Source organism: Halochromatium salexigens (genome assembly GCF_016653295.1).
In the GTDB taxonomy this organism is placed as follows: Bacteria; Pseudomonadota; Gammaproteobacteria; order Chromatiales; family Chromatiaceae; genus Lamprobacter; species Lamprobacter salexigens.
Genome location: NZ_NHSF01000022.1, coordinates 26,272 through 37,457, shown reverse-complemented (window position 1 = coordinate 37,457; position 11,186 = coordinate 26,272). Strand labels below are relative to the sequence as shown.

Sequence of the window (11,186 nt, the reverse complement as noted above, 5' to 3'; positions counted from 1 at the left end):
GGCGTCAAACTCACCAAGAAGGCCATGCGAGAGGTCGAAGCGCGGCTACTGCGCAACCCCGATCTGCCGAAGTGGGATATCTTGATCAAGCCTGCCTGCTCGGTATAACTGTTTCTGGAAATCACCTGAGTTTATCGCCTTCGCCAAGCGTCATGCCGATTTCCAGGCGCTCGGCTGCGAGCTGCTTGGCCTGTCGATCGACAGCAACTTCTCGCACATCGCCTGGGAGCGCAACATCAAGGAGCACTTCGGTGTTGAGATCGGCTTCCCAATCATCGCCGATCTCTCGATGCAAGTCGCCAAGGCCTACGGCATGATCCAGCCGGGCGCAAGCGATACCTCGGCGGTGCGCGCGACCTTCGTCATCGACCCGCAAGGTGTACTGCGCGCGATGGTCTACTACCCGATGAGCAATGGTCGTTCGATCGATGAGTTCGTGCGCCTGGTCAAGGCCCTACAGACCTCCGATGAGCACGGCTTGGCCACCCCTGAAGGCTGGCAGCCTGGCGATAAGGTCATCGTGCCGCCGCCGGCCACCGCCGAGCAGGCCGAGGCCCGCATGGCTGAGGGTTACGAGTGCAGTGATTGGTACTTCTGTAAAAAAGAGCTCTGATCCTGAGATCGCGGATGGGCGGCGCTCAGACCTGCCTCGCGCTCTACATCACTACGTTGGGGGGCGCAACGCCAGCGTTAACACTGCGGCTGCCAGGCACAGGAGCCCAGCGGTGAGGAAGGCGGCGTTGTACTCCCCGAGCTGAAACACACGGGTGGCTTGCGCCCCGGTCGCATCCAGCGCCTGGTATTCGATGCCCCCGGCCGTTTCCAACAGTACAGCGGCTATGAACGGGCCGAGCAGACCGCCGCTGCCGTAGGCGGTGAACAGCAGGCCATAGTTCACGCCGATGTGGTGGATGCCATAGTAGTCGGCCGTGATCGCGGGATAAAGGGCCAGATAGCCGCCGAAGCAGAGTGCCACCAGCGACACGCCGAGCAGGTACAACGGGTAAGGACGCATCCAGTCGAGCGCGAACAGGACCAAGGCGCAGAGCACGAACATCAGGATTAAGGTCTGCTTGCGACCGAGGCTGTCGGATACCCGGCCCCAGAGGATGCGCCCGGCAGCGTTGAACAGCGCGAGTACCGCCACGGCCATCGCTGCGGACGAGGCGATGGTGGTGAAGCGCTCGTGAGAGACCGGGACTTCAACAGCTGCCGACAGGCTGAAGGTCTCCCAGATTGGTGCCGCCTTCATGATCACCATCAGGCCAGCGGTGCTGCCGGCCAGGTAGGTCACCCACAGCAGCCAGAAGGTTGGGGTGCGCAGCATCTCGCCCGGCTTGAACGCGGCCCGCGTGGGAGCCTGACTGGAGGTGGCCGCTGGCGGTGTCCAGCCCGCCGGACAATAGCCCGGCGGCGGGTTGCGCAGCAGCTGGGAGCCCAGCACTACTGCGGTCAGGAAGATGACGCCGAGCACCATGAAGGTGTCGAAGACGCCGGCCTGGGGCAGAGGGAAGAGTGCGATCCCGAACAGCTCGTAGTCACCACCCCCGATCAGGGCTCGCGCCAAGGGAGCAAAAAAGAAGGCACCGGCACCGAATCCCGCGACTGCCAGGCCGGTAATGAGCCCGCGCTTGTCCGGGAACCACTTCACGCAGGTCGCGACCGGGCAGACATAGGCCATGCCGATGCCGAGCCCCCCGAGCACGGCATAGGTTCCCACCAGCCAGGCCAGGGCCGGGCCTTCGGAGAAGCGGCCGGTGAGCCCGGCCAGGATCAGCCCCAGGCCGAGGATCAGGCCGCCGACGCTGCCCACCAGCCGTGGCCCCAGGCGATCCTGGATACCCCCACCGAGGATCACAGCGAACGCAAAGACGGCGATCACGAGCTGGGCCGGCAAGGTCACCTGGGTCTCGGACCAACCCGGAAACTGGGCCAACAACGGCGTCTGAAACACGCTCCAGATGTACACGGCGCCTAGGCTGATCTGAATAATCAAGGCCCCGGCAACGATGCCCCAACGCTTGTCGTCGTGGTTGCTCGTCACCGATACACCCTCAGATTTCGTCCGGTTCGAGGCACGGTAGATCGAGCAGCCCCTGGTAGTCCTCTACGCTGCCGCCCGCGAGGCAGCACTCGATGATGCGCTGTCCGGTGGGGAGCAGGTCGGGACCGAGGAAAGCCTTGAGTTCGCGATGGAAGAACTCGGTGAGGATCGCGGCACCCTCAGCATAAGCTGCGGGGCCGACCTCGGGCTGGTGCTCGACCTCGAAGAACCAGTTACCGAGGGTACTGCCCTCGACCATGATGGTGCCCGGCGTGTAGCCCAGCAATGCACAGCGGGAGGGGTGTAGCCGGTTGGCGGCGAAGCGCGCGCCGCCGCGCCGTGCCAGGTACTCCCGGGTGATCCACTGTGGCATGAAGCCGACCTCCCAGGCGCCGATATGCTGGTTCGGGATCAGCACATAGCGCACCTCGGGGGTATCGATGATCTGGTTTAGCAGCAGATTGGCGTGATCGACCATGCGCCCAGTGGCGAAGGGCCAGTAAGACCCCACGCCCTCGGAGGTCATGCCAGCGGTCTCGACGATACTGGGGTTGGCGTGACCGCGCGGCGCGACCAATCGCCAGAGCCAGGCGAGCGCCGGCGGTAGTAAGTGGAACAGACCGATGATGCCGTAGCTCGGTCGCGCGGCGGTGCAGGGTGGCGAGCGCACGCCCATGCTGCGTACATCCACGTCCACCGCGCCGTACACGACGTTGGGAATGATCTTGCGTGGGATGACCACGCGCGGATTCGGGCAGGGCTCGCCAGGGGCGTCCTCGATGTGCTCCCAGAGCAGGGTGGTGGCGCCTGGGCGGCCGTGGATGTTGAGAAACAGCAGCGGCATCGGCGGATGCACCGTGAGCGCTTCGATGTTGGGATCGGTGCCGTAGCGGTCGATATGGTTGCAGCGCACGAACCAGGCATCTTCGGCGTCCATCAGGGTCAGCTTGCCGTTGCCCCGCTCCAGCGACGGGTGACAGAGCGCCATGTCGTCGGTCACCGGGCGCAGATCACAGCCCTTGGGTAGGGTAAATGTGCGCGTCTCGCCGGTCTCGAGGTTGCGTCCGATCAACAGGGTGCCATCGGGTTGGCGGTGAGCGTATTCGAGCATCTCGCTCTTGCCGCCGCCGCTCGCCCCTTCGTGCGTGATCACCACCCTATTCTCGTACGGAGTGATCACCTGCACCGTGGCGCAGTGCATGGTCACCCAGCGCTCGCGCACGCCCATGTAGAGCAGCATCCCGTAAACCCCCTTCTTGGCGCTGGGGCCGGGGTAGAGGTTGTAGCTGAACAGTTCGTGCAAGTGCTCGCGCCGATTGTGCACCACCACCTGCTGGCCCTCGAAGTGAGTGTGCCGGAACGGTGGCGCGACGTAGATGATGGCCTTAGGCTCGAAGTCCTCAGGCAGCTCATCGAGGGGGGCGATGCCCTGCAGCAGCGCGAGGCCGAGTGCGAAGAAGCCGGCGTTGTCCGGGACGATCGCCAGTGCCTGCGTGGCCGGACTCGGCAGTCCGGCGTAGAAGGCGAAGACGGCCAGTGGCTGCGTCTTCATCCAGTCGAAGGTGGCCTCGCGCACCGGGTCGAAGGACTCTCCGAAGCGGGCCTCGTAGGTCGGCTTGTCGGTCGGAAGTTCGTCGCCGATCACCAGGCAGTTCGGGTCGCGCCGGCGCATGTAGGGCTCGGGGTAGTTGGCGCAGATACCGTTGCGGGTGCGACAGACCTCGGCCTCGACCACACGGCCGCTACCGGGAACGTCGTAAGCGACTTCCTGCGACCCGTCGGCGGGTGCATCCCGCACCGCAAGCTCGATCAGCTCCTCGTGGGTGCTGGCGACCGTGACGCTCGGGGCGGCGTGCAGCAACGCGATCGTCTCTGGCGGGAGCTGCAGCTCGAGCAGGCGGCGCGCCTGGGGACTCATTGACGACTGCCCGCTCGGATGCGGAGGAGGGAGATCGGATGGAGACATACTTGACCTCAATTCAGACGCAGGCGCGGAAGGTCAGACGCAAGCGCGGAAGGCGGCCTCACCGAAAGCCCGGCGTAGGCTGGGCTGCCGTGGAATGGCGGTCCCGGTCACGTCTCTGGCGGTTGGCGTGACTCGATCAGATCGACAGTCATCGCCGGGTGATTCGAGAATATATTCGAAAAAAATCTTCTTATCATTCGAATTTTTCGATGAATGGTGGCCGAACCAGTTAACCGGGATTGCCGTAGCATAGCATGGGTCGCCGTGAGTGCCGCGCTTAGGCCAGTCTCATGGGGCATGTCGGCGACGCCTGCCTCCCGCTGCTCAAGCTCGGTGACCAACCCCGGCGCGGGAGCGGCCCGATCCAGGCCTTCGACACCAAAGTCAACAACCGCTGTAGAGGCACTGGCCAGCGGACTGCCGCATAATGTACCGCATGAAAACCCTCTCTCTGATCGGCATTGGCCCCGGCGGGCCCGAATACCTGACCATGCAGGCCGTCGAGGCGCTGCGCACGACCGACTGTTTCTTCATGCTGGAGAAGGAAGGCCGCGGTAAGGATGAACTCATCGAGGCTCGCCGCACGATCCTGGCGCGCTACCTGCCGAACGCGAACCCGCGCTTGGTCACCCGCGCGAGCCCGCCGCGATGCATGGATGCGAACGGCTACCGCGAAGGGGTGCAACAGTGGCACGAGCGCAAGCGCGTGCTGATCGCCGAGATGATCGAGCAGGAGCTGGCCGAGGGCGAGCGCGGCGCCTTCCTGATTTGGGGCGATCCGTCGCTGTACGATCAAACCGTGAGCCTGATTAGCGACTTAGTGGCTGCGGCGCCCGAACGGCTGGAATTAGTCGTGATCCCTGGCATCACCGCCGTGCAAGCGCTGACGGCCGCGCACCGTATCCCGGTCAACCGTGTCGGCGAGCCCATTGCCATTACCACCGGTCGCGCGATTCGCCAGCAGGACCCGCGCGCGATCCGCAACAGCGTCGTGATGTTGGATAACAACGCTGAATTCCAGCACCTCACCGACCAGGATCTCGAGATCTACTGGGGGGCGTACCTCGGCTGCGGGGACCAGGCCCTGGCCGCCGGACCGTTGGATGAGGTGCTCGAGGAGCTACTCGCACTGCGCGAGCGTCTGCGCGAGGAAAAGGGCTGGATCATGGATACCTATCTGCTGCGCCGACGCTAGCCACCCTCTCCGCGACTGCTTTGCGAACGCGGCCGGAAGCGGCGCGGGAAAGCGGCGTCATAGAGCTTTGACGGTTTGAGTTCGGCGCGCTGGCGGGCGCCGAGCGCCGGGCTGACCAGGATCATCGCCTGGCGCTCGATCCCGGCGGCGCGGCAGCGCGCTGCGATGTCCGCAACGGTGCCGCGTAGCACCTGTTCCTCATCGGGCCAGGTCGCCTTGTGCACGACCACGACCGGCGCCGTCGCCGCCCAGCCCGCGCCCTGCAGGATCTCGGCGACCTCGGCGATGCGTTCGATCGAGAGGAAGATGCACAGCGAGGAGCCATGCGCGGCGAGTCCAGCCAAGGATTCGCCGGAGGGCATCGGGGTGCGCCCGGCCAGGCGCGTGAAGATCACCGTCTGCGTGACCTCGGGCAGGGTCATACATTCACCAGCTGCGGCTGCAGCCGCGAAGGCGGAGGAGACGCCGGGACAGATTCCCACCGGGATCTGAGCCTCATCCAGCGGCCTTGCCACCTCGGGGAGCACGCCGTAGAGCGATGGATCGCCCGTCTGCAGCCGCACCACGATCTTGTGAGACTGCACCCTCTCCAGCAGCCAGGCGCCGACCTGCTCGAGATGCATAGATTTAGAGTCGGCGATCTCGCAGTCTGGCCGCGCCCATTGCAACGCCGTTTCGGCCACCAGCGAGCCGGTGTAGAGGATGGCTCCGGCTTCGGCCAGCAGCTGTGTGCCGCGCACCGTGATCAAATCCGGCGCACCAGGGCCGGCACCGACGAACCAAACCTTACCCATGACGGCGACCGACGTTGCGGCTTGCATGCTGGAGCAAAGACCGGCACTTCCTATAATGCCGTTGCCTAGGTCCCAAGGCTCTCAAAGTGGCGCGGCCCGTCCGACTCAGCTGCCTCGCGAACATCGCTTACAGCTCCGTTCGCGCCAGCGCATTGACCGCCGCCGCCGCCATCGCACTGCCGCCGCGGCGCCCGTTCAGGGTTAGATAGGGCACGCCGCGACTGTCCGCGGCGAGCGCCGCCTTGGACTCGGCGGCACCGACGAAGCCGACAGGAAAGCCAAGAATCAGCGCCGGCCGCGGCGCGCCCTCATCGAGCATCTCCAGCAGTCGGAACAAGGCGGTCGGTGCATTGCCGATGACCGCGATTGCGCCCTCGAGATCTGGGCGCCACAACTCCAACGCGGCTGCGGTCCGGGTGTTGTCGAGTTGCGCCGCCAGGGCCGGAACCCGCGGATCAGCGAGGGTGCAGCGGACTGGATTGTTTGCCGGCAGACGCGCGCGGATCACACCTTCGGCCACCATAAGACTATCGCAGAGCACCGTTGCACCAGCAGTGAGCGCCGCGCGCCCGATGGCGCCAGCATCGACGGAAAAGGCCAGATCGTCGGCGGCGTCGGGCATACCACAGGCATGGACGACACGCACCGCAACCGACTCCAAATCAGCGGGAAAGCGCGCTAGATCGGCCTCGGCGCGAATGATAGCGAAGGACTCGCGGTAGATCGCGGCACCGTCGCGGTTGTAGTCGAACATGATCGGCTCCCAGGCAGGCGCGGGGGCGCCACTGGTGGAATCGTCCCTCGGCAAGGTACGGAGGGTGAAAACGGCAGACTGACCAGCGCCAGGTGCCTCGCGGTGTCGGCACTATACCGCTTGCGACCGCCGAAGCACAGACGAGGTGGGCGGCAGTGGCGTTGAACTGCCGTGCGCTAGGACATGCCTTGTTGCTGTTGCTTGGCCCGCACGCTTCACTTCATACCAGTTATGATAGCCATACATTCTCATCTCTGAGTGGGCTTCTCGACCCCGATGCAGGTATGGCCTGGATTGCGCTCCTCATCGCCGGGATCTTTGAGTGGGGCTGGCCCGTTGGCCTCAAGCTTGGACTCTCCGACAACGGACTGCGCTGGGGCTGGCTGAGCTTCAGCCTGTTCTCGGTGCTCGGTAGCGGCACACTGCTGCTGTTCGCCCAACGCACGATTCCGATGGGCACCGCCTATGCGATCTGGACGGGCATCGGCGCGGTGGGGGCTTTCGTCATCGGCCTGTTGGTGTTCAGCGAGCCGGCAACCCTGGCGCGCTTTTTCTTCGTTGGGCTGATTGTTGTCGGCATTGTCGGCTTGAAGCTGGTCTCGCCGCATTGAACGGTCTGAACAAAGCCCTTGTTGTCGCGACTCCTCATCGCCTAAGATAGTCGGCTAGGCTCTGCAGCTTAACTACTTATCCTCCTTGCCGATGTAGCTCAGGTGGTAGAGCAACTGATTCGTAATCAGTAGGTCAGCGGTTCGAATCCGCTCATCGGCTCCATAAAATCAGGGGCTTGCAGCCAGTTGCCTTGTCCCGCCTCGATTTTTTCCTATTGTGTCCTTGGTTGTCGTCGGTCAGGGGGCGACTCAAAGACCGCCCTTCTTGGACAGTCTCTGAGGAAGCATCTGATATGGCTAATCTGGTGGTGCACCCTAGGCGGATATACGGACCCGGCCCCCATCCTACCCCTGTCCATGCCTCACGAGTAGCGCTTGTGGTCAGACTGCTGCCGTCAACCGCTCTGGCTCCAACGCCTTCAGCGTCTCAAAGACCCCGTCGATCACATTCTCCCGGCCTGCGAACAACTCGTCCGGTCCACCCGCGTGCAGATGGCTGAACGGCGGCTCGTAGAGCGCGGCGGCCTCGATCATCCCGCGTGCGCTGAGCTGGTCGATGATCAGCTCGATGAAGCGCATCTGCGGTGGGGTTAGGCTGCGGTCGTTGAGGAATCGCGAGAAGGCGGCTTGAGCGGCCTGACGGTCCATGCCAACGAGGCTGCGGACGAAGTGCACCAATGAGGGCGCGCGACTGCGCTCGAGGAGGTCGGAGAGCAGCGTCTTGCCGTCGTCTTCGCCGATCTTGATCAGCGTGGTTTCGAGACTTTCGAGGTCCGTGGGCGTCAGTGGCAGATTGGCGCGCAGCCGATGGATAACGATGTTGTCCAGGTGGCTGTTCAGGTACGCCTTGACCTTCTTCTCGTACTGCACGCCGGTCATGCGCGGCACCGCCACCGCCGCTTCCTCGCGCACACCGAGGATCTCGTCTTTGAAGTCGGTGTAGACGACTTTGCGCGTCTTCTTGTCGAGCAGCGGCACCAGACCCCGAAGGCGGAGGCGTAGCTCCTCGAGCTGCGGGAGGCCGATGCCTTCCCAGAAGTCCGTCTCCTGCAGGCTTGTGAGATAAGCGAGTTGTTTCTGAACGGCTGGGATCGCCTGCTTCTCCTCCAGCAGCATCGCGATCTCGACCACGCGCTGGCGTTGGCGCTCGAAGGTGGCAGTGTCCGTCTCGGCCAAGGCCAACTGCATGCGCAGCGCAGTCAGGTCGAACTGTCGCGACGCCAGATCATCGGTCTCGATCTTGGACGGCAGGCCGGCAATCTCGCGCTGCAGCGTTTCGCGGTCTTGCTCGGTGAGATCGTCCCAGACAGCGCGCTGTTGGAACCGCTCAACCGGCTCCAGGTGCATCCGCACGATGAAGTTCTCGCGGTTCATCGCCGCCACCTCGGCATGCAGGCTATCGCTCAGCGCGATCTGTAGATCGGCGTCGGGGTCCAGCTCTGGGGTGGTCTGCAGATGTCCGAGCAGCTGCACACGCGCCCGGAACAATCGGGTGCCCAGCGGCGCGCTGTCGCGGGCGTTGATGCCCTCCGGATGCTCTTTGAAGAAATCGAAGTTGAAGCAGAAGTCGAAGACGCGAAAGTCCTGCTTGTCTTCGCCGGGGCCGAACAGGTCTGGGCAGAGCCGGGTGCCACGACCGATCATCTGCCAGAACTTGATCTTCGAGTAGACCGGCTTGAAGAAGACCAGGTTGGCGATCTCGGGGACGTCGATGCCGGTGTCGAGCATGTCGACCGAGATCGCGATCTGCGGCAGTTTCTCCGGTTGGGCGAAGTCGTCGATCAGGCTCTGGGCGTACTTGGCATAGTTATCGATGACACGCGCGAACTGGCCCTTGAGGTGTGGGTAGTGATGGTTGAAGCGCTGCTCGATGAAGACGGCATGGTCATGGTTGCGGGCGAAGATCAGCGTCTTGGCGAGCCGATCGCCGCCGTCGACGCGGTGGCCGTGCTCCATCAGGTGCTGCAGCACCTTGTCGACCGTGTCCTTGTTGAACAGCCAGTTGTTGATGGCGGCGGCATTGACCCGCTCGGGCAAGGTCGCGTCGTCGGCGTCATCGCCCCAATCCAGCGCCTCCCATTGCGCCTTCTCCTCATCGCTCAAGCTGTCGTAGTCGATGCCCTCGCGGGGGAAACGTAGATCGACCTGCTGGACTTTGGGCGGCACCAAGAAGCCGTCGTTGACCGCCTGTTCCAGCTCATAGGCGTCGGTCGGCACCCCTGGCTCCAGATCGAACAGGGCATAGGTGTTCTTGTCGACCTCATCACGCGGGGTCGCGGTGAGCCCGACCAGCAGGGCGTCGAAGTAGTGGAAGATCGCGCCGTACTTCTGATAGACCGAGCGATGGGCCTCGTCGATGATGATCAGGTCGAAGTGGCCGACGCCGAAGCGGGCCTCGTGGCCAGCGGTCTCGTTGATCAGGCCCATCATGGTCGGATAGGTGCAGACGTAGACCCGGCCCTCGGTGTCCTTCTCGGTGACCAGATTGACCGGGCTGGAGTCGGGCAGGTGCGCCTTGAAGGCGTTGCACGCCTGCTTGACCAGGGAGACGCGATCAGCCAGGAACAGCACCCGCTTGGCCCAGCCGGCGCGCTGCAGCAGATCGACCAGGGCGATGGCGGTGGGGGTCTTGCCGGTGCCGGTGGCCATCACCAGGAGCGCCTTGCGCCGGGCGGCGGTGAACAACGCACAGAGGCTGCCGATGGCGCGCTTCTGGTAGTAGCGCCCGGCGATGGCATCCTTCACCTGCGCCACGTCCAGCGCCTGGCGTTGGCTGCGGCGGATGATGAGTCGGCTCAGGGCGTCCTTGCTGTAGAAGCCGGCGATCTGGCGTGGCGGATAGGCTTGGTCGTCCCAGAGCCAGGTGCTGTAGCCGTTGGAGGTGATAATCAGCGGGCGCTGGCCGTGCATCTGCTCCAGGCAATCGGCATAGAGCTTGGCCTGCTGCTGGCCGGCGTGCGGGTCGAGGCTGGTCTTCTTGGCCTCGATCACCGCCAGCGGTTGGCCATCATCGCCCCAGAGCACATAGTCGGCGTAGCCGAGGCCCGTGCCAGAGTCCACGCCGATGGGCATGCCGGTGACCTCGACCTCGCGAACCTTGTGGCTGCCGGGGGTCGGATCGAGCGCCCAGCCGGCGCGCTGTAGCTCGATGTCGATCAGGTGCGAGCGGGTCTCGACCTCGGAGTAGTCGTGGTCGTCGGGCACCTGCTCGGCGGCGGCGCGGACCTCGGCGAGCTGATGGCGCAGGGCCTGGATCTCGGTGTCCAGTGCATCGCGTTGTTGTTGGCGTTTCAGCGCCTCGGTGGTCTGCTCTGCGAGCCTGGCCTCCAGGGCTTCCAGCTCCTGGCGCGGGACGACCTCGTGGCTGCTGAGGGCGGGCGGGACGCGCGCGTCTTTCCAGGCCGCACAGTCGCGGGAAGCCCCTGGTGAATAGGTGCGGACCAGCCAATAGCAGACGTGATGGAGCTCTTTGACCACCTGCAGCGCGTCCTGCTCGCGCACTGGGCGTGGATTGTGGACGGCCTCGTTGCCTTGCTGCTGGATCAGCCGGGTCTTCAGGTAGACCGACTGTGGGACTAGGTTCTGGAAGCTGGTCGCGTGCAGCAGCGCGCCGAGGTTGTTGTCGTAGGGAAGCTGCAGGTCGCGGTCATGGCGGTAGAGCCAATGGACGATGGCCTCGAGCGCGAAGCGGGCATGGAAGCAGGCGGCGCGGGGATCGCTCCAGATGTGGCCTTCTGCCTTGGTTGCGGACGCCTGAATGTCGCGGAACTCGGGTGGCAGGAAGGCGAAGTTGGTCATGGGTAGCCCTCCGCCGGAGGTAAT

At 64.4% G+C, this 11,186-nt stretch carries 8 protein-coding genes and 1 tRNA gene; 4 read left to right on the top strand and 5 right to left on the bottom strand.

Annotation, left to right across the window (positions count from 1 at the left end; all coding sequences use genetic code 11):
- The first annotated feature begins 91 nt into the window (after nucleotides 1-91).
- Nucleotides 92-613: a peroxiredoxin gene (locus CCR82_RS04280; protein ID WP_201244176.1), complete on the top strand. Its 522-nt coding sequence runs from the start codon at nucleotides 92-94 to the stop codon at nucleotides 611-613.
- A 51-nt stretch (nucleotides 614-664) separates the two neighbouring features.
- On the opposite strand, the gene CCR82_RS04275 is transcribed toward CCR82_RS04280, so the two are convergent.
- Together CCR82_RS04275 and CCR82_RS04270 are read right to left on the bottom strand one after the other, a co-directional pair.
- Nucleotides 665-2,044: an L-lactate MFS transporter gene (locus tag CCR82_RS04275; protein ID WP_201244174.1), complete on the bottom strand. Its 1,380-nt coding sequence runs from the start codon at nucleotides 2,042-2,044 to the stop codon at nucleotides 665-667.
- A gap of 10 nt (nucleotides 2,045-2,054) precedes the next feature.
- Nucleotides 2,055-3,962: a DUF4914 family protein gene (locus CCR82_RS04270; RefSeq protein WP_201244173.1), complete on the bottom strand. Its 1,908-nt coding sequence runs from the start codon at nucleotides 3,960-3,962 to the stop codon at nucleotides 2,055-2,057.
- Between the two features lie 484 nt (nucleotides 3,963-4,446).
- Between CCR82_RS04270 and cobF the strand changes: the two genes are divergently transcribed.
- Complete coding sequence (gene cobF / locus CCR82_RS04265) at nucleotides 4,447-5,205, top strand: precorrin-6A synthase (deacetylating) (protein WP_201244172.1); 759 nt, start codon at nucleotides 4,447-4,449, stop codon at nucleotides 5,203-5,205.
- Here the strand turns inward: cobF and cobM are convergent.
- The gene (gene cobM / locus CCR82_RS04260; RefSeq protein ID WP_201244175.1) at nucleotides 5,202-5,999 is read right to left on the bottom strand and encodes a precorrin-4 C(11)-methyltransferase; all 798 of its coding nucleotides are present in this window, start codon (nucleotides 5,997-5,999) and stop codon (nucleotides 5,202-5,204) included. The genes cobF and cobM overlap by 4 nt on opposite strands.
- Nucleotides 6,000-6,126: 127 nt before the next feature.
- Nucleotides 6,127-6,753: a precorrin-8X methylmutase gene (locus CCR82_RS04255; RefSeq protein ID WP_201244171.1), complete on the bottom strand. Its 627-nt coding sequence runs from the start codon at nucleotides 6,751-6,753 to the stop codon at nucleotides 6,127-6,129.
- Nucleotides 6,754-7,037: 284 nt separating this feature from the next.
- On the opposite strand from CCR82_RS04255, the gene CCR82_RS04250 reads away from it, so the two are divergent.
- Together CCR82_RS04250 and CCR82_RS04245 are read left to right on the top strand one after the other, a co-directional pair.
- Complete coding sequence (locus tag CCR82_RS04250) at nucleotides 7,038-7,364, top strand: DMT family transporter (protein ID WP_201244170.1); 327 nt, start codon at nucleotides 7,038-7,040, stop codon at nucleotides 7,362-7,364.
- A gap of 87 nt (nucleotides 7,365-7,451) precedes the next feature.
- Nucleotides 7,452-7,527, top strand: a tRNA-Thr gene (locus CCR82_RS04245).
- A 218-nt stretch (nucleotides 7,528-7,745) separates the two neighbouring features.
- Here CCR82_RS04245 and CCR82_RS04240 read toward each other — a convergent pair.
- Nucleotides 7,746-11,162, bottom strand: coding sequence for a DEAD/DEAH box helicase family protein (locus tag CCR82_RS04240; RefSeq protein WP_201244169.1), 3,417 nt, complete (start codon nucleotides 11,160-11,162; stop codon nucleotides 7,746-7,748).
- Between the last annotated feature and the right edge of the window lie 24 nt (nucleotides 11,163-11,186).

Coding starts and splice junctions, on each gene's coding strand:
- cobM (WP_201244175.1), bottom strand. CDS start 5,999: ATGGGTAAGGTTTGGTTCGTCGGTGCCGGCCCTGGTGCGCCGGATTTG.
- CCR82_RS04240 (WP_201244169.1), bottom strand. CDS start 11,162: ATGACCAACTTCGCCTTCCTGCCACCCGAGTTCCGCGACATTCAGGCG.
- CCR82_RS04250 (WP_201244170.1), top strand. CDS start 7,038: ATGGCCTGGATTGCGCTCCTCATCGCCGGGATCTTTGAGTGGGGCTGG.
- cobF (WP_201244172.1), top strand. CDS start 4,447: ATGAAAACCCTCTCTCTGATCGGCATTGGCCCCGGCGGGCCCGAATAC.
- CCR82_RS04270 (WP_201244173.1), bottom strand. CDS start 3,962: ATGAGTCCCCAGGCGCGCCGCCTGCTCGAGCTGCAGCTCCCGCCAGAG.
- CCR82_RS04255 (WP_201244171.1), bottom strand. CDS start 6,753: ATGTTCGACTACAACCGCGACGGTGCCGCGATCTACCGCGAGTCCTTC.